17 protein-coding genes and 1 pseudogene are annotated in these 22,470 nt (G+C 68.7%); 9 read left to right on the top strand and 9 right to left on the bottom strand.

The window, feature by feature from the left end:
• Positions 1-16: 16 nt before the first annotated feature.
• Both MZV50_RS20235 and MZV50_RS20230 read right to left on the bottom strand, forming a co-directional pair.
• Positions 17-1,108, bottom strand: a complete 1,092-nt coding sequence (locus tag MZV50_RS20235) for a tryptophan 7-halogenase (protein ID WP_252631066.1) — start codon at positions 1,106-1,108, stop codon at positions 17-19.
• Entirely contained in the window at positions 1,105-2,619 is a 1,515-nt protein-coding gene (locus MZV50_RS20230; RefSeq protein ID WP_289781880.1) for a tryptophan halogenase family protein, read from the bottom strand. Before MZV50_RS20230 ends, MZV50_RS20235 begins: the two co-directional genes overlap by 4 nt.
• A 507-nt stretch (positions 2,620-3,126) precedes the next feature.
• Here MZV50_RS20230 and MZV50_RS20225 point away from each other — a divergent pair.
• The 4 genes from MZV50_RS20225 (at position 3,127) to MZV50_RS20210 (ending at position 10,160) form a co-directional block, all read left to right on the top strand.
• Positions 3,127-6,366 carry a TonB-dependent receptor gene (locus MZV50_RS20225; protein WP_252631065.1) on the top strand — a complete coding sequence of 1,080 codons (3,240 nt, stop codon included), beginning with the start codon at positions 3,127-3,129 and terminating at the stop codon, positions 6,364-6,366.
• A gap of 90 nt (positions 6,367-6,456) precedes the next feature.
• Positions 6,457-7,599: an endo-1,4-beta-xylanase gene (locus MZV50_RS20220; protein WP_252631064.1), complete on the top strand. Its 1,143-nt coding sequence runs from the start codon at positions 6,457-6,459 to the stop codon at positions 7,597-7,599.
• A 145-nt stretch (positions 7,600-7,744) separates the two neighbouring features.
• The gene (locus MZV50_RS20215; RefSeq protein WP_252631063.1) at positions 7,745-9,436 is read left to right on the top strand and encodes a glycoside hydrolase family 43 protein; all 1,692 of its coding nucleotides are present in this window, start codon (positions 7,745-7,747) and stop codon (positions 9,434-9,436) included.
• A gap of 220 nt (positions 9,437-9,656) precedes the next feature.
• Positions 9,657-10,160, top strand: a complete 504-nt coding sequence (locus MZV50_RS20210) for an FKBP-type peptidyl-prolyl cis-trans isomerase (RefSeq protein ID WP_252631062.1) — start codon at positions 9,657-9,659, stop codon at positions 10,158-10,160.
• Between the two features lie 126 nt (positions 10,161-10,286).
• Here MZV50_RS20210 and rutA read toward each other — a convergent pair whose 3' ends face one another.
• From rutA to rutB, 4 genes are all read right to left on the bottom strand, one after another.
• Positions 10,287-11,348, bottom strand: a complete 1,062-nt coding sequence (gene rutA, locus MZV50_RS20205) for a pyrimidine utilization protein A (protein WP_252631061.1) — start codon at positions 11,346-11,348, stop codon at positions 10,287-10,289.
• A gap of 171 nt (positions 11,349-11,519) precedes the next feature.
• The gene (gene rutD / locus MZV50_RS20200; RefSeq protein ID WP_252631060.1) at positions 11,520-12,323 is read right to left on the bottom strand and encodes a pyrimidine utilization protein D; all 804 of its coding nucleotides are present in this window, start codon (positions 12,321-12,323) and stop codon (positions 11,520-11,522) included.
• A complete protein-coding gene (gene rutC, locus MZV50_RS20195; RefSeq protein WP_252631059.1) occupies positions 12,323-12,712 on the bottom strand; it encodes a pyrimidine utilization protein C in 390 nt (129 codons plus the stop codon). The genes rutD and rutC overlap by 1 nt, the downstream gene beginning before the upstream one ends.
• Positions 12,713-12,868: 156 nt before the next feature.
• The gene (gene rutB, locus MZV50_RS20190; protein ID WP_252635283.1) at positions 12,869-13,579 is read right to left on the bottom strand and encodes a pyrimidine utilization protein B; all 711 of its coding nucleotides are present in this window, start codon (positions 13,577-13,579) and stop codon (positions 12,869-12,871) included.
• Positions 13,580-13,689: 110 nt separating this feature from the next.
• On the opposite strand from rutB, the gene rutR reads away from it, so the two are divergent.
• Both rutR and MZV50_RS20180 read left to right on the top strand, forming a co-directional pair.
• Complete coding sequence (rutR, locus tag MZV50_RS20185; protein ID WP_252631058.1) at positions 13,690-14,463, top strand: HTH-type transcriptional regulator RutR; 774 nt, start codon at positions 13,690-13,692, stop codon at positions 14,461-14,463.
• 60 nt (positions 14,464-14,523) lie between these two features.
• The gene (locus tag MZV50_RS20180) at positions 14,524-16,209 is read left to right on the top strand and encodes a sensor histidine kinase (RefSeq protein ID WP_252631057.1); all 1,686 of its coding nucleotides are present in this window, start codon (positions 14,524-14,526) and stop codon (positions 16,207-16,209) included.
• Between the two features lie 21 nt (positions 16,210-16,230).
• Here MZV50_RS20180 and MZV50_RS20175 read toward each other — a convergent pair whose 3' ends face one another.
• A complete protein-coding gene (locus MZV50_RS20175) occupies positions 16,231-16,443 on the bottom strand; it encodes a hypothetical protein (RefSeq protein ID WP_252631056.1) in 213 nt (70 codons plus the stop codon).
• A gap of 254 nt (positions 16,444-16,697) precedes the next feature.
• Between MZV50_RS20175 and MZV50_RS26755 the strand changes: the two are divergent.
• From MZV50_RS26755 to MZV50_RS20155, 3 genes and pseudogenes are all read left to right on the top strand, one after another.
• Positions 16,698-19,102: pseudogene (locus MZV50_RS26755) on the top strand (membrane-bound PQQ-dependent dehydrogenase, glucose/quinate/shikimate family).
• A gap of 371 nt (positions 19,103-19,473) precedes the next feature.
• Entirely contained in the window at positions 19,474-21,069 is a 1,596-nt protein-coding gene (locus MZV50_RS20160) for a flavin monoamine oxidase family protein (protein WP_252631053.1), read from the top strand.
• Between the two features lie 4 nt (positions 21,070-21,073).
• A complete protein-coding gene (locus MZV50_RS20155; protein WP_252631052.1) occupies positions 21,074-21,490 on the top strand; it encodes a c-type cytochrome in 417 nt (138 codons plus the stop codon).
• A 147-nt stretch (positions 21,491-21,637) separates the two neighbouring features.
• Here MZV50_RS20155 and MZV50_RS20150 read toward each other — a convergent pair whose 3' ends face one another.
• Entirely contained in the window at positions 21,638-22,096 is a 459-nt protein-coding gene (locus tag MZV50_RS20150; protein ID WP_252631051.1) for an SRPBCC family protein, read from the bottom strand.
• Complete coding sequence (locus tag MZV50_RS20145; protein WP_252631050.1) at positions 22,093-22,431, bottom strand: ArsR/SmtB family transcription factor; 339 nt, start codon at positions 22,429-22,431, stop codon at positions 22,093-22,095. The genes MZV50_RS20150 and MZV50_RS20145 overlap by 4 nt, the downstream gene beginning before the upstream one ends.
• Positions 22,432-22,470 lie beyond the last annotated feature (39 nt).

Genomic DNA, 22,470 nt, shown 5'->3' with positions numbered 1-22,470 from the left:
GGCTTTCGGAACGACCTCACCCACCCGGCATCTCCTCCGCCGTCCGTTCGATCACGGCCTTCATTCGCCCCAGCATCTCCCGCGTCCGCTCCAGCGGCAGGCGCTCGGCCAGCGGGTCCCAGCGCTTGGGAACCACGCCGCGAGCCAGGAAGGCATGCACCCAGGCGCCCTCCGGCCAGGTCTCCTCGTCGTACATCACCACGCGGCCGCGGCTCTCGAACTGGGCGAGCTTCCAGGCCAGTTCGGGCGGCGGGTTCGACAGGTCGCCCCAGCGCAGCATGGCCATGTCGCGGGTTCGCTCGACGGCCAGGGCGGTCAGGCGGTTGAACTCGGCGATCGCGGCGGGGCTGGTCGGCAGCAGGGCGACCAGGCGCGAGACGGTGGTCTGCAGCAGGTGCAGGTCGCCGCCGTCGGTCGCGCCCAGGCGCGCCAGGGCGGACCCGACCGCCACGACGTTTCCCTCGACCGCCCGGACCCGGCGGCCGGCCGTCAGCGGCGCGTCGTGGGCGAAGGTCGCGACCCGGCCCTCCACGCCGGAAAGCCGCGCGCCGGTCGGCAGCCAGGCGCTCCAGTCTTCCCAGGCGGCGTGGCCGGCCTCGCCGGAGGCGTCGACCACCAGGTCGGCCTCGGGACGGTCCTCGACGATCACGGCCCCGGCCTTCAGCGCGGCGGTCTTCAGGACTTCCGCATAGGCCGCCGCGTCCAGCAGCAGGCCGTGATCCAGCGTCGAGAGCGGAGAGCGGGGGTCGTTGCTGGCGGGCGCGAAGCGGCCGCGCGCGGCGGCCTGGGCGGCCAGGCTCCAGGCCTGCAGCGGCTCCCCGTCGCCGGCCCGCAGCCAGTAGTGATGGAAGGCCAGCCCCTCCAGCGCCGCGCCGGTGTCGCCGAACGGCTCGACCGCGCCGCCGTGGCGCAGGCCCAGCAGCGGCGTTCCGGCCTCGACGGCCAGCCGGGCGTGCAGGCCTCGCAAGGCGGGCAGGGCGACCAGCCGGCCCTCGGCGGGCGGAACGGTCTCGGCCACGGCGATCTCGGCCGCGCCCTTGCCGGCGGTCGCCAGGACGGCGGCGGTCATCCAGGCGTCGACGCCGCCGCCGACGATCAGGATCCTCATGCCCGCGTCCTCCCCGCGATGAAGGCGCGCAGGAAGTCCTCGTGCGCCGGCATGGCCTGGACCGTCCGCGAGACGGCGGCCTTCGCCTCGGCCAGGGCCTGGGCGGAACGGGCCGGATCGATCGCCTCGACCAGCGGGTCGTAGCCACCCGGCATGATGTTCTGGCCCAGATAGACGGCCACCCACGAGGGCTCCTTGAAGAAGCCGTCCTTGTAGGCGGCGACCACGCCGCGCTCGCGCCACAGCGCCATCTTCTCGGCCAGGCTGTCGGGGATGGGCTTGTCGCGCCGGTCCCGCCAGAAGTCGGAATTGTCGCGCTGGTTGGCGTAATAGTGCAGCACCAGGAAGTCGCGGATCCGCTCGAACTCCAGGTCCATGACCCGGTTGTACTCATCCTGGTCGGCGGGGTCGAAACCGCGGTGGGGGAACAGCTCCAGCAGGGTGGTGATGGCCACCTGGATCAGGTGGATCGAGGTGCTTTCCAGGGGCTCGAGGAAGCCGGAGGATAGGCCGATGGCGACCACGTTCTTGGACCACTGCCTCTTGCGCCGACCGGTGACGAACCGCAGGACGCGCGGGTCGGCCTGGGGCTTGCCGTCCAGCTTGGCCAGCAGGACGTCGGCGGCCGCGTCGTCGGCGATGAAGCTGGAACAGTAGACGTAGCCGTTGCCCACCCGGTGCTGCAGCGGGATGCGCCAGCGCCAGCCGAACGCGTCGGCGCTGGCGCGGGTCAGGGGCTTGGCGGGCTCGACCGACTCGCACGGGACAGCCACGGCGCGGTCGCACGGCAGCCACGGGGTCCAGTCGTCGTAGCCGGCCTTCAGCGCGCCTTCGATCAGCAGGCCCCGGAAACCCGAGCAGTCGATAAAGAGGTCGCCCTCGATGGCCCGGTCGCCTTCCAGGGTGACGTCGGTGACGAAGCCGTCCTCGCCGCGCTGCTGGACGCTGACGACCTTGCCCTCGGTGCGGACCACGCCGCGCGCCTCGGCGTATTCGCGCAGGTACAGGGCGTAGAGCGCCGCATCGAACTGGTAGGCGTAGTTGTAGGTCGAGCCCAGCGAGCGCGGGTCGGCGGCGGGTGGTACGAACTTGCCCGCGAAGGCGGCCATGACCGGCAGGCTGTAGGCCTCGATCGGCTCGGCCAGGCCGCCCGCCATTCGCGCGCGCAGCCAGTGCTGGTGGAAGGCGACACCGCCGATCGGCTGGCCGTACGCCCCGAACGGATGGATGTAGGTCTCGCCGGGACGGCCCCAGTCGCGGAACTCGATGCCCAGCTTGTAGGTGGCCTGGGTCCGCTTCATGAAGTCGGCCTCGTCCAGGCCGAGGCGCGCGTTGTAGTGGCGGATGTGCGGGACGGTCGCCTCGCCGACCCCGACCGTGCCGATCTCGGCCGACTCGATCAGGGTGATGTCGACGCCCAGGCCGTTGAGCATGGCCGAGAGGCCGGCGGCGGTCATCCAGCCGGCCGTGCCGCCGCCGACGATGACGATCTTGCGGATGGAAGCGTTCAAGGGCGCGCCCTGCCTGTCATGCGGCGCCCAGCGTAGCCAGGAACCGGCGGCGCGGTAAACGGCGTCCCCGCGCGCCCGGCGCGCGCCGGACCTTCGATCCTTCGGCCCGCGCGAACATTGATGTCCGTCATCGAGGCGTCCCTCCCGTGTCGTTCTTGTTGGCCCCGAAGCAAGGCTGCGGAACATTACAAAACAGAAATTGACAACGCTGTCCTGTATGTCATCGTGTAGTCATTCAAGCCGGACTTACAAAGGATCCGGTTCGCGTGGTCAAACCACGAATGGGGGGAACCAGGACGGGCTGAACGTCGTGAAAGCGCGCGGGGCGCTGGCGTTCTACCTAAAATGGTACCGATCCCATTCCTTAGGGTCAGGCGAGCCGGGCGCTTGTAGCAACGCTTGACGACCGTTGGTCTGTCATGTGATCTGACAACAATGGTCACGGTAACATGACCAATGGTAGCGCTAACTTGCTGCCACAACGATATAATTGGGGAGGTGGACTAAATGGGCACGGCCGACAGGTCGTCCGCAATGCGCGGGCGCGACTCAATCGCGAACAATCTAAAATATGGCGTCTCGGCGCTGGCGCTTGGGGCGCTGGTGATCGGCGCGCCGGCCATGGCGCAGACCAAGGCCGACGACACCGTCGACGAGGTGGTCGTCACCAGCATCAAACAGAGCCTCAAGAGCAGCCAGCAGCTAAAGCAGTCGTCGGAGATCATCGGCGACTCGATCACCGCCGAGGACATCGGCGCCCTGCCGGACCGTTCGGTGACCGAAGCGCTGCAGCGCGTGCCGGGCGTGTCGATCAACCGCTTCGCCGCCGGCGTCGACCCCGACCACTTCTCGGTCGAAGGCTCGGGCGTGGTCGTCCGCGGTCTGAACTTCGTCCGCTCCGAGCTGAACGGGCGCGACACCTTCACGGCCAACAACGGCCGCATCCTCAGCTTCGCCGACGTGCCCTCCGAACTGATGGGCGGCGTCGACGTGTTCAAGAGCCCCTCGGCCGACCTGATCGAGGGCGGCATCTCGGGCACGGTGAACCTGCGCACGCGCCTGCCGTTCGACAGCAAGAAGCGGATCCTGTCGCTGTCGATCGAGTCCAGCTACGGCGACATGGTCAAGACCTGGAAGCCGACCTATTCGGTGCTCTACAGCAACCGCTTCGACACCAATATCGGTGAGTTCGGCATCCTGGGCAGCTTCGTCAGCTCGCGCCTGGCCAGCCGCAGCGACGCCATCCAGGTGTCGAACTTCGGCTGCCGCACCAACCTGGGCGTGGCCGTGGCCGACTGCGGCGCGGCGGGCAAGGGCGTGTGGTTCCCGCGCGGCGCGGCCTTCCGCTCGACCACCAACGACCGCAAGCGCGAAGGCCAGGCGGCCGCCGTGCAGTGGAAGAGCCCCGACGGCACGATGCAGGCCGCGTTCCAGTACCTGCGCTCGAAGTCGCGCGCCAAGTGGACCGAGCACGCGGTGGAAATCGCCACCGACAACGTCGCCGGCAACGGCGACTCGCGTCCGATCGACGGCACCTCGTTCACCTTCGACGACAGCGGCGTCTTCACCAACGGCGTGATCACCGGCTCCACGGGCTGGCGGGCGGACCAGCAGGGCTCGGACCCGCGCACGCCGATCAACGGCCTGCAGTCGAACAACGTCCGCCGCGACGAAAATCAGGTCAACGAGACGACCGACTACGGCTTCAACTTCAAATGGACGCCGAACGAGCACTGGGGCTTCCTGTTCGACGCCCAGCACGTCGACTCCAAGGTCGACGCCATCAGCATGGGCATCTGGGGTTCGACCTTCCAGAACGCGGCGATCACCCTGCACGGCAACGACGTGCCGGACATCGCGTTCACCGCCCCGGCCAGCGGCGCGTCGATCTCGAGCTGCGCGCCGTTCGACGCCAACTGCACCTCGTACCTGCGCGGGGCGCACACCAGCTTCAGCGACCCGTACAACAACTTCTGGCGGTCCGCGATGGACCACATCGAGCAGTCGGACGGCACGGAAGACGCGGTCAAGTTCGACGTCGAATACAAGTTCAACGACGACACCTGGTTCGACTCGGTGAAGGGCGGGGTGCGCTGGTCCGAGCGTGACCAGACCACGCGCTTCTCGACCTACAACTGGGGCGTCCTGTCCGAGATCTGGGGCAATAACGGTCCGGTCTGGATGGACGACCAGATCAACGGCAATCCGAACACGCCCGGCGGCTACACCACCGCCGGCGCTCAGGTGGTCGAACCCTACGCGTTCAGCAACTTCATGCGCGGCGCCACCGGCGTTCCGACCGGCGCGCAACCGCGTCTGTTCTTCTCGCAGAACACCGCCGACAACTACGCGGCGGTCTCGCAGTTCGCCATGGCGATCGGCGACGAGTGGCGCGACCGCAACGCCACCGACGCCAATGGCCGCTCGTGCCCGCAGAACTGGGTGCCGCTGGCTCAGCGCTGCAACGTCATCGCCGGCACGCCCTTCCTTCCGCAGGAGATCAACCCGGTCAACGAGAAGACCAAGTCGGCCTATCTGATGGGCCGGTTCAAGGGCGACATGGGCGAGCTGCGGATCAGCGGCAATATCGGCCTGCGCTACACCAAGACCGACCGCGTGGCGAAAGGCTACACCGCGTTCCCGATCGCCACGGGTCTGGCCAGCGACCAGGACTGCGTCGACGCCTTCACCCAGTGGCAGAACCAGCCTTCGCCGAAGGACCCGTTCACGCCCTCGTCGTTCTGCTCGCTGACGCCGCAGGTCCGCGCCGCGGCCCGCGCCTGGCAGAACGGCGCCGCCACCCCGACGACGGCCAAGGCCTCGTTCGAGTACTGGCTGCCCAGCTTCAACCTGAAGGTCATGGCCCCGCACGGGGTGCAGTATCGCCTGGGTCTGTCCAAGACGATCACGCCGCCCGACATCGGCCTGACCCGCAACTACTACAACCTGGCCCTCAACACGAACAACGACGGCATCACCAACGGCCAGCCGACGGGCAACGTGACGGTGGGCAATCCCTACCTGAAGCCGACCCAGTCCAAGAACATCGACGCCTCGGTCGAGTGGTACTTCGCGCCGGTCGGCTCGATCACGGTCGCGGCCTTCTGGAAGCAGCTGACCGACGTCGCCTTCAACTCGACGGCGCGCCTGCCGTTCACCAACAATGGCGCCACGTTCGACGTGCTGGTCACCACGCCGGGCAACTCTGAGAAGAAGGCCACGGTCAAGGGCTTCGAGGTCGGCTACCAGCAGTTCTACGACTTCCTGCCCAAGCCCCTCGACGGCCTCGGGATCAACGCCAACTACAGCTATATCGAGAGCTCGGGCGTGCCGCAGAGCACGCTGTCGGCGACCGATCCGGACGTGGCCGCCGGCCGCGTGACGACGGTCGACACCAGCAAGTTGCCGCTGCAAGGCCTGTCCAAGCACAACGCCAACTTCGCCCTGATCTACGAGAAGAAGAAGGTCTCGGCGCGCCTGGCCTACAACTGGCGCTCGGACTTCCTGCTGACGGTGCGCGACGTGATCATCCCGTACGCCCCGATCATGAACGAGGCGACTGGCCAATTGGACGGCTCGTTCTTCTACACGCTGAACGACAACGTGAAGATCGGCGTCCAGGGCGTGAACCTGCTGAACGAGACGACGCGCACGACGCAGATCCTGAACAGCAACCTCCTGAAGACCGGCCGGTCCTGGTTCGTCAACGACCGCCGCTACACGGTGGTCCTGCGGGCCAGCTTCTAGCCGCTCGCCGGCCCGGGTTCGTCCCGGGCCGGCCCTGATCAGCGCGCGCCGGTCCTGACGGGACGGCGCGCGTTTTCTTGGAGCCCGACCATGAGCCTTTCCCGCAGAGACATCCTGGCCCTGGGCGCGGCCGCGACCTTCGCCGGATCCGCCGGGTTGGCCCGAGGTGAAGAGGCCGAGACGCCGCTGCGCGACCTGGCCAAGGCTAAGGGCCTCTATTTCGGCAGCGCCGTCGGGGCGGGGCCGAAGGGATCCCTGACCGGCTCGTTCGAGGATCCGAAGTACCGCGCCATCCTGGCCCGCGAGTGCGGCGTGCTGGTCCCCGAGAACGAGCTGAAGTGGTACGTGGTCCGGGCGCGCGGGCCCCAGGCCTTCGACTTCGAGCGCGCCGACCGCATCGCCGAGTTCGCCAAGGCCAACGGCCAGGCCCTGCGCGGCCATACCCTGCTGTGGCATCACCCGCAGTGGTTCCCGGCCTGGACCAAGACCTACGACTTCGGCCCGCGTCCGGCCGAGGCGGCGGCCCGCATGGTCACCGAGCACATCCAGACCCTGTGCCAGCGCTATCCGCAGATGATCTCGTGGGACGTGGTCAACGAGACGGTGGATCCCAAGGATGGCTCGATCCGCTCGACCTTCCTGTCCGACGCCATGGGCAAGGAGCCGGTGCTGGACCTGTCGTTCCATGTCGCCCGCGAGGCCGCGCCCAAGGCGCGCCTAGTCTATAACGACTATATGAGCCAGGAGGCCGGCAACGAGAAGCACCGCTACGGCGTGCTCAAGCTGCTGGAAGGCTTCAGGAAGCGTGGGACGCCCGTCGACGCCCTGGGCATCCAGAGCCACATCGGGGCCGAGAACGCCGACAGCTTCACCGGCTTCGGCAAGCCGCAGTCCAAGGACTGGACGGCGTTCCTGAACGACGTCACCGGCATGGGCTACGACCTGCTGGTCACCGAGTTCGACGTCCACGACAAGGGCCTGCCCTACGACTTCGCGGCCCGCGACGCGGCGGTGGCGGCCTACGCCAAGGCCTTCCTCGACCAGATTCTCGACTACCGCCAGACCAAGGAGGTGCTGGCCTGGGGCATGGTCGACAAGTATTCCTGGCTGCAGAACCAATGGCTGCGCGAGGACAGGAAGCCCAAGCGGCCGACGCTGTACGACGACGACTACCGGCCAAAGCCCCTGCGCGAAGCGGTGGCCGCGGCGCTGCGGGCGGCGCCAGCGCGGTAGGGGCTGGGAAGGGGCGAAGACGCTCCGTTTCCCCGGCGAAAGCCGGGGCCCAGATCGTAAGGCAAGGGCGTGTCAGGATGGCGAACGCCCGGGGTGAATCTGGATCCCGGCTTTCGCCGGGAAGGTGGGATTAGGAGTAAGGCGAATGATGCGTACGATGTTGACCCTGGCCCTCTTCGCGAGCGCCGCGCCCGCCGCCGCCCTGGCCGCCCCCAACACCGCCCAGTTCTCAAACTTCGTCTACAGCGGCTCGGATCCCTCCGACGCCGTCCGCGCCGCGCCGGACCAGTACCGCAACCCGATCCTGCAGGGCTTCTATCCCGACCCCAGCGTCGTGCGGGTCGGCAAGGACTTCTACCTGGTCAACTCGACCTTCGCCTGGTTCCCGGGCCTGCCGATCCATCACTCGACCGACCTGGTGCACTGGGAGCAGATCGGCAACGCCCTGGATCGGCCAGGCATGCTGGACTTCAAGCGGCTGGGCCTGTCGCGGGCGGTGTTCGCCCCGGCCATCACCCATCACGACGGCCTGTTCTACATCCTCAACACCTGCGTCGACTGCGGCGGCAACTTCCTGATCACCGCCAAGGACCCGAAGGGGCCGTGGTCCGATCCGGTCTGGCTGCCCGAGGTCGGCGGCATCGACGCCTCGCTGTTCTTCGACGAAGGGGAGGGCGGGGATGGCCGCGCCTGGATCGTCAACAACGACAACCCGCCGGGCCAGCCGGAGTACCAGGGCCACCGCGCCATCTGGATCCAGGAATACGACCCCAAGGCCCAAAAGACGATCGGCCCACGCTCGGTGCTGCTGGACAAGGGCGTGAACCCCGCCGCCAAGCCGATCTGGCCCGAGGGGCCGCACATCCTGAAGAAGGACGGCTGGTACTATCTGGTCGCCGCCGAAGGGGGCACCGCCGAGGGCCACAGCCAGGTGGTGCTGCGCGGCAAGTCGGTCACCGGGCCTTATGTTCCGTACAAGGACAATCCGATCCTGACCCAGCGCGGCCTGCCCAAGGATCGCCCGCTGCCGATCACCTCGGCCGGCCACGCCGACCTGGTCGACACGCCGGACGGAAAGTGGTGGGCGACCTTCCTGGCCGTGCGGCCCTATGGCGACGACCTCTACAATACCGGCCGCGAGACCTTCCTGCTGCCGGTCGAGTGGAAGGACGGCTGGCCCGTGATCCTCGAGAACGGCCAGACCATCCCGTACGTGAAGACCGCGCCCAAGCTGCCGGCGCTGAAGACCGCCCCGACCTCGGGGCCGTTCACGGCCAAGGAGACCTTCGCCGGACCCGAGCTGCCCAAGGGGTGGATGACCATGCGCATCCCGACCGCGCGCTGGTGGAGCGTCAAGGGCGGGATCCTGAGCGTCGAGGCGCGCAAGGACCGCCTGGGCGGCAACGAGCAGCCCTCGGTCTGGGCGCGCCGCCAGCAGCACATGAACGCCACGGTCTCGACGACGGTGCGCTTCGAACCCAAGGCCGACGGCGACAAGGCCGGGCTGGCGGCGATCCAGAACGACGCCTTCTACTGGTTCGTCGGTCTGGTCCGCGACGGCGGCAAGACCCTGGTGCGGGTCGAGAAACGCACCGGGGCGGGCGATCCGGCCGACGGCGTGGTGGTGGCGGAAAAGCCGGTTTCCCTCGCAAAGGGCCAAGGGCTGAACCTGCGGATCAACGTCAAGGGCGGCGGCCTGGATTTCGCCTATGGGACCGCGCCGGGCCAGTGGGAGACCCTGAAGGCCGACGCGGACGGCGCGAGCCTCAGCACCAAGGTCGCCGGCGGCTTCGTCGGGACCATGCTGGGCGTCTACGCGCACGGGGCGGAGCAGTAGTTCATAAATCCTCCCCCTAGCGGGGGAGGTGGCCCGAAGGGCCGGAGGGGGAAGTGCTGGAGAGCTTGCCTCTTCCCCCTCCGTCGTCGCTACGCGCCGACACCTCCCCCGCTGGGGGGAGGATTGGAATGCAGACCCCAAATTTCGCCGCGATGTTGCGATGAACCCCGGCTAGGGTGTCGCCTCCGACATCGTCTTCTGACTCCTGAAAGACCCCTTGATGCGCCTTCTCGCTCCTCTGGCACTCGCCGCCTTCCTCGCCGCCGGCGCGGCCCACGCCCAGGTCACGCCGACCGCGCCGCCGCAGCTGAACGCCGGTCCGTCCGCCAACGCCGTGGCCGGCAAGGCCTTCCTGGAGAAGAACGCCAAGGCCCCGGGCGTCGTCGTCCTACCCTCGGGCCTGCAGTACAAGATCACCACCAGCGGCCCCAAGACCGGCCCGTCGCCGAAGCTGGGCGACATCGTCAAGGTCAACTATGAGGGCAAGCTGCTGAACGGCGCGGTGTTCGACAGCAGCTTCGCGCGCGGCAAGGCGGCGATCATGCCGGCCGACGGCCTGATCGAGGGCTGGCTGCAGGCCCTGCCGCTGATGCATGTCGGCGACGAATGGACCCTCTACATCCCCTCCGAGCTGGGCTACGGCCCCCGCGACATGGGCGAGATCCCGCCCGACAGCGTGCTGGTGTTCCGCCTGAAGCTGGAGGGCATGCTGGCGGTGGATTGAGGGACTGACTTGCCCCCTCCGGGCCCTCGGCCCTCCTCCCCCGGAGGGGGAAGACGGATCGCCCTTCCGCCCCCTCCGGGGGCGGACGACCTGCGCAGCAGGTCAGGTGGGGGCAAGTGACCGGATCTACATCGCCCGCGACTTCATCAGCGGCTGGATCTTCGTCCCGAAGTCCTCGACCCCCTTTACGAAGTCGTCGAACGTCAGCAGCACCCCCGCCGTCCCCGGCACGGCGGCGATCTCGTCCATCATCCTAGCGATGCTTTCGTAGCTGCCGACCAGGGTGCCCATGTTCAGGTTCACCGCCGATTCCGGGGCGGCCAGCTGCTGGGTGTTGGTGGTGGCGCCGGCCTTGGCGTTGGGGGCGGCCTGCTGGGTCAGCCAGGCCAGGGCCTCCTGGTCCGCGCCGTCGCGGTACTTCTGCCACTTGGCCATCGCCTTCTCGTCGGTCTCGTCGGCGATGATCATGAACAGGATGAACGACTGCACGTCGCGGCCGGTCTTGGCGGCGGCGGCCTCCAGGCGCGTATTGACGCCGGCGAAGGCGGTCGGGGTGTTGGTCCCCTTGCCCAGGGCGAAGCTGTAGTCGGCGTACTGCGCGGTGAAGGCCAGGCCCTCGTCGGACGAGCCGGCGCAGATCAGCTTGGTCTCCTTGGGGTGCGGACTGACCCGGCAGTCGTCCATGGTGAAGTACTTGCCCTTGAAGTCCGAGACGCCGGTCTCCAGCAGGTCCTTCAGCACGGTCGTGTATTCGGCCAGGTAGTTGTAGCGGTCCGTATAGTGCTCTTCGCCCGGCCACAGGCCCATCTGGCTGTACTCGGCCTTCTGCCAGCCGGTGACAAGGTTGATGCCGAACCGGCCGGGGGCGATCGAGTCGATGGTCGAGGCCATGCGCGCCGCGATGGCCGGCGGGATGGTCAGGGTGGCGACGGTGGCGAAGATCTTGATCTTGCTGGTCACGGCCGCCAGGCCGGCCATCAGGGTGAAGCTCTCCAGATTGTGCTCCCAGAACTCCGTCTTCCCGCCGAACCCGCGCAGCTTGATCATCGAGAGCGCGAAGTCGAAGCCGTACTGTTCGGCCTTCTGGGTGATCTCCTTGTTCAGCTCGAAGCTGGGCATGTACTGCGGCGAGGTCTCGGAGATGAGCCAGCCGTTGTTGCCGATGGGGATGAAGACGCCGACCTGCATTGGGTGGGATTCCTGTTCTAGTTCCTTAAATCCGCTTCCCGGCGAAAGCCGGGCCCCAGATTCATCCGGAGAGGTTTGAGTGCTCGCGCCTTCGGGCCGGCCAGCTTCCGAAAGGCTCTGGGTTCGATCTAGGCCCCGGCTTTCGCCGGGGAGACGGGAAGGGGATAGCGATCATCCTCCCCCCAGGAACGACACCAGACCCTCGTTGAAGGTCTCGGGATCGGTGACGGTGAAGCCGTGGCCGCCCCAGGGGACCTGCTGGAAGTCGGCGTTGGGCAGGCGGCCGGCCAGGCGCTGGGAGCAGCTCATCGGGACCAGCATGTCGTCGGCGCTGGCGCTGACCAACACGCGGTGGGTGATCTCGTCCAGCCGCGCGTCGACGTCGAAAGCCAGCAGGGCGTTGATCCGGGCCAGCATCACCTCGCGCGGGGGGAAGCCGGCCACGTGGTGGGCCTCCTCGGCCATCAGGCGGGCGTGGTTCCGCGAGATCCAGTCGGCCGGATAGAGGAAGATCGGCTGGGCGTGGACATAGGCCTGCGGGCCCGTGTCGTTCAGCAGGTGGATACGGGTGTCGAAACAGCGCTTGATATGCGGATCGGGCCGCGACCAGCCGTTGACGACCACCAGCTTGGCCAGGCGGTCGGGGTGATCCAGGGCCAGCTGCAGCCCGGCGTTGCCACCCGCCGCGTGGCCGACCACATGGGCCTTGGCCAGGCCCAGGGCGTCCATGACCTTGACCATGTCGTCGGCCATGTCGGCGACCGTGTAGTCGCCGGAGGGCAGCTCGCGGACGCTGCGGCCCGTGCCGCGATGATCGTACAGCACCACCGGCCAACGCTCGGTAAGGGCCGCCATCTGCGGCGCCCAGAACGCCCCCGAACCGCCCAGGCCCGACGACAGCAGCACGACCTCGCGCCCGGCGATCGGGCCGCCGTGGAGCTCGTAATGGAGACCGTCGACGGTTCCGGAGGTCATCACTTGTTGCCGATGTGCGCCACGGAGGCGATCTCGACCACGAAGCCGGGTTTCACCAGGCCGCACTGGATGCAGTAGCGAGCCGGTTTGTCGCCGGGGAAGTACTCGGCATAGACCTTGTTGATCGTCTGGTAGTTGCTCCAGTCGGTCAGGAAGATGTGGTTCATGGTCACGTCTTCCATGGTCCCGCCGGCGGTCTCGATGACAGACTTGATGGTCTCCAGCACCTGGCGGGTCTGGGCCTCGGCGTCGTCGGGGAAGGCGACGTTGTTGTCCTTGTCGAAGGCCAGGGTGCCGCTGACATAGACGACGCCGTCGGCCAGGGTCCCGGGCGAGAACGGCGCGATCGGCGTGCCCGTGCCGGGCGGGATGATGACGGTCTTGGGCATCTGAAATCTCCTCTTCCTCACCAAACCCCGTCTTCCCGGCGAAAGCCGGGACCCAGATTCATCCGGGGTGTCTGGGGTGTTCGCGCCTATCGGCCTGTCAGCCTCTCAAAAGCTCGTGGGTTCGATCTGGGCCCCGGCTTTCGCCGGGGAAACGGGTTAGGGAAGCTGTCCGAACGCCCCCTTGAAGTCGGCCGTGGTCGAGACCCAGCCGAAGAAGCTCTCGATGTTGAACAGGGCGGCCTTCTGGACGAAGTCGGGGCCCGCCTGGTGGGTGGCGTCCTCGAGCACGGTCCCGAAATATTCGAGCATGAAGCCGTCGCGCAGGGTCGACTCCACGCAGACATTGGTGGCGATGCCGACGAAGACGAGGTGGCGGATGCCGCGCGCCCGCAGCACGCTGTCCAGCTGGCTGTTAAAGAAGCCGGAATAGCGGGTCTTGTGCAGCCGGATGTCGCCCGGCTGGGGCGTCAGCTCGTCGACCAGCTCGTAGTCCCACTGGCCGCGCGCCAGGAGCTTGCCGTGCAGTTCGGGCTTGGCGCGCATGGTCTTCAGGGCGTTGGATTTCCACCAGTTGGGCGAGCCGGGGCCGCCAGCCTCGACGTACTGGTCGTCCCAGCCGTTCTGGAAATAGATCACCTGCATGCCGGCGCCGCGGGCCACCTCCAGCACGCCCTTGATCTGCTGGATCACCGCCGCCGCGCCCGAGATGTCGAAGCCGGCCAGGTCCAGGTAGCCGCCGGGCGAGGCGTAGGCGTTCTGCATGTCGATGACGATCACCGCCGTGGTCTTGGGATCCATCGGCAGCGGCTCGGGCCGCGCGGGCAGCATGATCGCGTCGGGGGAGAGCGGGGTGATCGGAGAACTCATCGACTGGGCCGCCTTGTGAAGTCCGGACGGCATGGAATACCATCCCGCAGAACGTTGCAATCCGAACCGTTCGGTCAAAGTCTGACCAAATGGTCCAATTTGAGATCGCCATGACCGGCCCGTCCGCCAAGACCGTCAAGCCGCCGCGCGCCGCGCCGGCCCGTCCCCCCGCCAAGCCGGCCTCGGGCGCCCGCAAGCTGGTCAAGGCCGCTCAAAGCCTAGGCGATGAAGCGGGGGCTGTGGATAACTTTTCGGGGGACCGCCGGACGCCCGGTCGCCGGGAGAAGGCCGGCGAGGCGCGCAAGGCCGCGATCCTGAAAGGGGCCCTGGCCGTCTTCGCCCGCCAAGGGCTGGACGGAGCCAGCGTCGAGGCCATCGCCCAGGCGGCCGGGATCTCGAAGGCCAATCTCCTCTACTACCACCCGTCCAAGGAAGCGCTGTACGTGGCGGTGCTGGAGCAGGGCCTGGCGCAATGGCTGGCCCCGCTGAGCCGCTTCACCGAGGCCGACGATCCCGAGCAGGCCATCGCCGCCCTGATCGCCGCCAAGCTGTTCCTGAGCCGCGACCATCCCGAGGTCTCGCGGCTGTTCGCCCTGGAGATGCTGCGCGGCGCGCCGCTGCTGAAACCCGTGCTGGCCGGGCCGCTGAAGGCGGTGTTCGACGCCAAGGTCGCGGTGATCCAGGCCTGGGTCGCGGCGGGCAAGCTGGCCCCGGTCGATCCGCCGCACCTGATCTTCGCCATCTGGGCCCTGACCCAGCACTATGCCGACTTCGCCGTGCAGGTGCGGGCGCTGTCGGGCAAGGCGCTGTCCGACAAGACCTTCATGGACGAGACCTTGGCCGCCGTGACGGCCCTGGTGCTGGATGGGGTGAGGGCGCGGTAGGGCCTTCCCAGGCGGAAGCCGCGACCACGCGTCACGTGTCGCGATTGCGCGCGAGCGGTCATGGTGAAGGCGATGGCGCCGCCGATCTCTTCTTCTCCCGACCGGAACGCGCGCCCGCTGCGTCTGATCGTCGGCATCGTCGGGGCGGCCGCGGTGCTGGTGCTCGTCTCGATCCTGGGCGCGGTGGCCCTGATGGCCGTGGCCGCGCGCCAGCTGGACCGCATCGAGGCGGTCGACGAGATCGAGATCACCCAACGCACCATCGTCCGCACGCTGGAGCGCCTGGAGCGCGAGGTGACCTCGGCCACGGTCTGGGACCAGGCCTACAAGACCACGGGCTGGACGATCGACGCCGCCTGGGCCGACACCGATTTCGCCAGCTACTATCACGACCAGTTCGACCACGACCTGACCTTCGTCGTCCGCTCGGGCCAGGTGGCCTACGCCTCGCGGGGCGGCAAGCGGGTGGCGGCGACGGCGCTGGGCGGCTTCCCGGACGAGGCCGCCCCGATCGCCGCGGTCGTGGCCGCCGAGGCGCGCGACGCCCGTCGCGCCGGTCGGCTCAGCACCGCCGGCGAGGTGACGCGCACCGGGCTGATGCGGGTCGACGGCGCGGTCTATCTGACCGCCTTCGCGGCCGTCACGCCCGAAAGCCGGGCAGTCGCCGACGCCTATGACGGCCCGCCCGCGGTCGTGGTCTCGGCCCGCCGCCTGGACGCGACCTTCATCCGCCAGCTGTCCGACGACCTGGGCCTGGACGAACTGACCCTCGTGGACGCCCCCGAGGGCAAGCCGCCACGCGTGACGCTGTCCGATATTCATGGCCGGCCGCTGGCGGCCCTGGCCTGGAAGCCCGAGAACCCCGGCCTGAAGCTGCTGGAGGCCGTCACCCCCTGGATCGCGGCGGCCTTCCTGGTCCTGATCCTCGCCGGCGGGTTGCTGATGACCCGCGTGGCCGAGGCCTTGCGCAAGCTGAAGTCCGGGCGCCTGGACCTGATCGCCGCCAAGGAGCAGGCCGAGGCCGCCAACGAGGCCAAGACCCGCTTCCTGGCCAATATGAGCCACGAGATCCGCACGCCGCTGAACGGCGTGCTGGGCATGGCCCAGGTGATGGCCCTCGACACCCTGTCCGAGCCCCAGGCCAAGCGGCTGCGGGTCTTGACCGAGTCCGGCCAGTCGCTGCTGGCCCTTCTGAACGACATCCTGGACATCGCCCGCCTGGAGACCCGGGCCGTGCGCCTGCGGGCCGAGGTCTTCGACCTGGCCGCCCTGGTCGAGGCCTCGTGCGCGGCCTTCTCAGGCGCGGCGGCGGCCAAGGACCTCGGTCTGATCGTCGACATCGCGCCGGAGCTGCGCGGTCGCTGGACCGGCGATCCGATGCGCCTGCGCCAGGTGCTGGGCAATCTGGTGGCCAACGCGATCAAGTTCACCGACGAGGGCGGGGTGACCGTCCGGGTCCGCCCCGTGGCCAAGGGCGGCCTGCGCTTCGAGATCGAGGACACCGGCCAAGGCGTCGCGGCCGAGCATCAGCCGGCGCTGTTCAAGACCTTCTCGCAGGTCGACACCTCGACGACCCGCGTCCATGACGGGGCCGGTCTGGGCCTGTCGATCTGCCGCGAGCTGGTCGAGCTGATGGGCGGGACGATCGGCGTGCACAGCGCCCTGGGCCTGGGCTCCAGCTTCCACTTCACCATCCCCCTGACCCAGGCCAGCGCCGACCGTCCGACGCTGCGGGTGGTGCGGTAGGGGACCGTCCGAAGCCGGCGCCTAGCGCGCGGGCCCCACGCCTGCCGCTCTAAACCGATTGCCGGCGCAATATCCCATCACGGCGGCGGCCCACACCAAGGCATGACGATCGGCCATCACGTCGGCGACGATCCCGATGATGATGACGATAGCGGCCACGGCGCACAGTTTCAGCGCCGCATCTCGCGACACGAAGGACGCCGGTACGGTTCGGCTGGTGAGGTACGCGCCCACCATCAATCCAACCGCGACGAGGGTCAGCTCGAGGCTCCGCGATCTCAGCAGGGCGACGGAAGCGACCAGGAATACGTGACGCCGAGCAGCGCCTGAAGCTTTTGAACACTGATCGTCGTCGGCATGAGGGCCTCCGGAGCGGCCCCAAAGCTATCGCGCCAAGCAGGCCACGGCAATCTGGTCGCCGATGACCCGCCTCGGAACAAACGTTCACGGCCGAGGTTCTAGTCTCGTATCAGCGTGAGGACGGACCGATGCCCCTCGACAGCGTAAGGCCGCGCGGCCCCATGGGCGTGCTCGCGGCCATTCTCGGCGTCGTGCTGATCCTGATCGGCCTGACCTTGGCGGCCGGCGGCGGCTGGCTGCTGGCCCTGCACGGATCCCCCTACTACCTGCTGGCGGGCCTGGGCCTGATCGTCTCGGGCGTGCTGCTGATCCTGCGCCGCATCGCCGGGATCTGGGTCTATGCCGCGGTCTTCGCCGCCACCCTGGTGTGGGCGCTGTGGGAGGTCGGGCTGAACGGCTGGGCCCTGGTCCCGCGCCTGGTCGGGCCGCTGGTGCTGCTGTGGCTGACCCTGGCCTGCGCGCCGCTGCTGACGCTGGAACGCGGCCAACGCAAGCTGGCGGGCGGCCTGTTCCTGGGCTCGGCGGCGCTGCTGGTGGTCGGCCTGATCGTGGTCGGGATCGCCTCGGCGCCCGGCCGCCCGGGCGATCCGACCGGTCCCGCCCTGGCCGGCGACGGGACGATGACCGCCGGCGCCGACTGGACGGCCTATGGCGGCACCTACGGCGCCCAGCGCTATTCCACCCTGGCCCAGATCACGCCGCAGAACGCCGGCCAGCTGAAGCGCGCCTGGCTGATCCACACCGGCGACCTGCCCGACACCGCCGAGGCCCGCAAGCAGTACGGGGCCGAGACCACGCCGCTGAAGGTCGGCGACGCCCTCTATGTCTGCACGCCCAAGAACATCCTGATCGCCCTGGACGCGGCCTCGGGCAAGGAGCGCTGGCGCTTCGACCCCAAGGTGCCGGACATCCACATCCCCTACACCGCCGCCTGCCGGGGCGTGTCGTACTATGTCGTGCCCGGCGCGGCGCCCGAGCAGGCCTGCGCCAAGCGGATCATCGAAGGCACGCTGGACGCGCGCCTCATCGCCGTGGACGCCGCCACCGGCCGGCCCTGCGCCGACTTCGGCTTCGGCGGCCAAGTCGACACCAACCAGGGGATCGGCCCGACGGCGGCCGGCATGTTCTCGATCACCTCGGCCCCGACCATCGTCCGGGGCGTGATCGTCACCGGCCACCAAGTGCTGGACGGCCAGCGGCGCGACGCGCCCTCCGGCGTGATCCAGGGCTATGACGCGGTCACCGGCCAGCTGCGCTGGGCCTGGGACATGGCGCGCCCCGACCTGACCGGCGCCCCGCCGGCCGGTCAGACCTACACCCGCGGCACGCCCAATATGTGGACCACGGCCAGCGGCGACGAGACCCTGGGCCTGGTCTACCTGCCGCTGGGCAACAGCGCCGTCGACTACTGGAGCGGCTCGCGCTCGCCGCCGGAGAAGGCCCACTCGACCTCGCTGGTCGCCCTCGACGTGATGACCGGCAAGAAGGTCTGGTCGTTCCAGGCCGTGCACAACGACGTCTGGGACTACGACCTCGGTTCGCAGGCGACCTTGGTCAACTTCCCGGCCGGCGGGGCCACGGTTCCGGCCCTGGTGCTGCCTGGCAAGCAGGGCGACCTCTACGTGCTGGACCGCCGCACCGGCGCGCCCTGACCGGCGTGGTCGAAAAGCCCGTCCCGCAAGGCGGCGTCGAGCCCGAGCAGCGCGCGCCGACCCAGCCCCACTCACTGTACCACACCCTGCGCAAGCCCGACCTGACCGAGGCCAAGATGTGGGGCATGTCGCCGATCGACCAGATGATATGCCGCATCCAGTTCCGTCGGGCGACTTACAAGGGCTTCTACACCCCGCCCGAGACCAAGGGCCGCTATGTCGAATATCCCGGCTACAACGGCGGCTCGGACTGGGGCGGCATCGCGGTCGATCCGGTGCGCGGCGTGATCGTCGCCAACTACAACGACATGCCCAACTACAACCGCCTGGTCCCGCGCGACGAGGCCAACAAGAAGGGCTGGGCCCCGCGCGGCGAGGAGCGCGGCGGCTCGATGAAGAAGAGCGCCGAAGGGGCGGGCGATCCGCAGTGGGGTTCGCCCTACGCCATCGACGTCAACGCCGGCTGGCGCCTGCCGCTGACGGGCCTGCTGTGCAAGGAGCCGCCGTACGGGGGCCTCACCGCCATCGACCTGCGCACCGGCAAGACCCTGTGGGATCGTCCGTTCGGCTCGGCCCGCAACAACGGCCCGTTCGGGATCGCCTCGCACCTGCCGATCGAGATCGGCACGCCCAACAACGGCGGGGCGGTGGTCACGGCCGGCGGGGTGATCTTCATCGCCGCCGCCACCGACGACCTGATCCGCGCGGTCGACCTCAAGACCGGCAAGACCCTGTGGACCGACGTCCTGCCGGGCGGCGGCCAGGCCACGCCGATGACCTACGAGGTCGGCGGCAAGCAGTACCTGGTGATCATGGCCGGCGGCCACCACTTCATGGAGACCAAGATCAACGACGTCCTGGTGGCGTACGCCTTGCCGTAGCGGGAATCCCTCTCTCATGGAGAGAGGGAGGGGCCCACGCCGCAAGGCGTGGGAGGGTGAGTGGGTACGCGGTCAGCCGGGCAGTCCCGAAGCTCTCCTGGAAACCTTGCAGGCTCGCGGACGATCTTTCAGCACTTCGTTCGGACAGGGTGAAACCACTCACCCTCCCACCGCTTCGCGGCGGGCCCCTCCCTCTCTCTAAGAGAGAGGGGATCTTCTCGACCTGCCCACTCCGCGCGCACCTTCCCCCTCGCGGCGCCCGATAATTCGGAAACCTCGCCCCCGTCAGCCCACTTCTGGCCCCGCGCCCCTCGCGCCCGCCCGCCGCCGCGTGCGCCCCTGAGGCCCTGTCAGTTGGGGATGGGGTTTCGATGGATTCGCGTTCAGGGGCGCCGACCCGGCGTCAGCTTCTTTCCGCCATCGCCAAGGTCGGCGGCACGGCGGCGCTGTACCAGGCCATGACCACGCTGGGCCACGCGGCCGAGACCCAGTTCCACGGTCCGCCCAGCCTGCAGGGCGCGCGGCCGGGCGCGTCGGTGATCGTGCTGGGCGCGGGCCTGGCCGGCATGCTGGCGGCGTTCGAGCTGCGCAAGGCCGGCTACAAGGTCACCATCCTGGAGTTCCAGAACCGGGCCGGCGGCCGCAACTGGTCGCTGCGCGGCGGCGATACCTATACCGAGCTGGGCGGCGCGACCCAGAAGGTGGCCTTCTCGCCCGGCAACTACCTGAACCCCGGACCCTGGCGGATCCCCCACCACCACCGCACCCTGCTGCATTACTGCAAGCAGTTCGGCGTGGCCCTGGAGCCGTTCATCCAGTTCAACCACTCGGGCTGGGTCCATTCGTCCGAGGCGTTCGGCGGCAAGCCCGTGCGCTTCAACGCCGCCGCCGCCGACTTCGAGGGCAACATCGCCGAGCTGCTGGCCAAGTCGGTCAACGCCAAGGCCCTGGACGACACCGTCACCCAGGAGGACCGCGACAAGCTGCTGGAAGCCCTGAAGGGCTGGGGGATGCTGGACAACGACTACAAGTACTCGGCCAGCTTGCGAGCTTCCTCGCACCGGGGCTTCGAGCGGCCGGGCGGCGGCGGGGTGAACGGCGCGCCGATCCCGTCCAAGGACCTCTACAGCCTGCACGACGTGCTGGATCCCCAGGTCTGGACCTCGATGGCCTTCTTCATGGGCCACGAGATGCAGACCACCATGTTCCAGCCGGTGGGCGGCATGGACATGATCGGCAAGGCCTTCGCCAAGCAGGTCGAGGGCCTGATCACCTACAACGCCAAGGTCAGCAAGATCGCCCAGGACGACAAGGGCGTGGCGGTGACCTGGACCGACACGGTCACCGGCAAGACCGCCGACGCCAAGGCCGACTTCTGCGTCTGCACCATCCCGCTGGGCGTCCTGGGCCAGATGGACCTGCAGGTCACCGACGAGATGATGGCCGCCATCAAGGCCGTGCCGTACTCCGGCCAGGTCAAGATCGGCCTGGAGATGAAGCGCCGCTTCTGGGAGGAGGACGACTTCATCTATGGCGGCCACAGCTTCACCGACCAGGAGATCGCCCTGATCTCGTATCCGAACAACAACATGTTCGGGAACGGGCCGGCGGTGCTGCTGGGGGCCTTCGCCCGCGAGATGGGGGCCTATCGCCTGGCCGGCCTGACGCCCGAACAGCGGATCGAGGCGGCCTTGGCCCAGGGCTCGGTGATCCACCCGACCAGCTACCGCAAGGAGTTCGCCAGCGGGGCCTCGGTGGCCTGGAGCCGCGTGCCCTGGACCCTGGGCTGCTGCGCCCGCTGGAACGAGGACACCCGCAAGGAGCACTACCAGACCCTGGTCGGCCTGGACCGCCGGATCGTGCTGGCCGGCGAGCACGCCAGCTATGTCGGCTGCTGGATGGAGGGGGCGCTGCTGTCTTCCATTGACGCCATCACCCGTCTGCACAAGCGCGCGCTGGAGGCCTGAGGTCATGCGGAAACTCATCGTCCTGACGGCCCTGCTGGCCGCTTTTCCGGCCATGGCCCAGACCCCCGCCAGCGGGGATACGGGCGGCGGCATCGTCCGCGCGCCAAAGCCGGTGACCGGCGAGCAGGTCTATGGCGCGGTCTGCCAGGCCTGCCACATGGCCGACGCCAAGGGCGGGACGGGGGCGGGGACCATTCCCGCCCTGGCCAAGAACCCCAAGCTGGCCGGCGCGGCCTATCCGATCATGGTGGTGACCGGCGGCAAGGGCGCCATGCCCGGCTTCGTCGGCACGCTGAGCAACGCCCAGATGGCCGAAGCGATCACCTATGTCCGGACCCACTTCGGCAACACCTACGCCAAGCCGGTGACGGAGGCTGACGTGGCCAAGGTGGCGAAACCGCCGGCGGCGGGGAGCCACTGAGGGGCGGGGGCGCTCCTTCTTCCCCCTCCGGGGGAGGAGCGCCGAAGGCGCGGAGGGGGCAAGTTCGGAGCGCACTCCCGTTACTTGCCCCCACCTGACCTCGCTCCGCGAGGTCGTCCGCCCCCGGAGGGGGCGGAAGGATGAGGCCTACCCCTCCACCACCTTCGCTACCGCCTCCATCTGCCACCGGATGCCCTCCTCGCGCCCTTCGGCCGAGTAGTAGCCGTCCAGGAACGCCCCCACCTCGGTGACGACCACGCGGGTCTTGGCGCCCTCGGCCCGGAACTCCAGCGTCGCGACCGAGGCCGAGGCCAGCGGTTCGCCGTGGTGCATCCAGTAGGTGTAGACGATCCGCTCGTTGGGGATGATCTCCAGGTAGCGGTTGTAGAACCGGTGCGGCGGCTCGCCGGGTGGTCCGCCGATGCTGTGCTCCTCACCGCCGACGCGGAAGTCGTACTTCTGGTCCGGCGGACCCCATTCGTCGGGGCCCTTGAACCACTGCTTCTTCTTCTCCGGATCGGCGAAGGCGGCGAACACCCGGGCGGGCGAGGCGGCGTAGACGCGCTCGACGACGAAGGTGGCGTGGATGCAGCTGCGGTCGGTCATTGGGTGTCCTCGTCCTCGGCCGCCAGGAAGGCCCCGAGCCTGTCGAGGCGCTGCTCCCACTGGGTGCGCCTCTGGTTGATCCACTGTTCGGCGAGGCTCAGGACGTCGGGCTGGATCTGGCAGGTGCGCACCCGGCCGACCTTCTCCGACGCCACGATCCCGCCCGCCTCCAGCATGGCCAGGTGCTGCATGACCGCCGGCAGCGACATGTCCAGCGGCCGCGCCAGCTCGCTCACCGAGGCGGGACCCCGGCTGAGCCGCTCGACCATGCTCCGCCGGGCGGGGTCCGCGAGGGCCTGGAACATCAGGTCGAGCGAGGGCTGTTGGTTAGGCATGGGATTAAGTATCGGGGCGTGGGTGGATGGTCAAGTGAT

This window comes from Caulobacter segnis (genome assembly GCF_023935105.1).
Lineage (GTDB): Bacteria > Pseudomonadota > Alphaproteobacteria > Caulobacterales > Caulobacteraceae > Caulobacter > Caulobacter segnis_B.
Note: the sequence above shows the minus strand (reverse complement) of the source record. Positions and strands in the feature narration are given on the sequence as shown.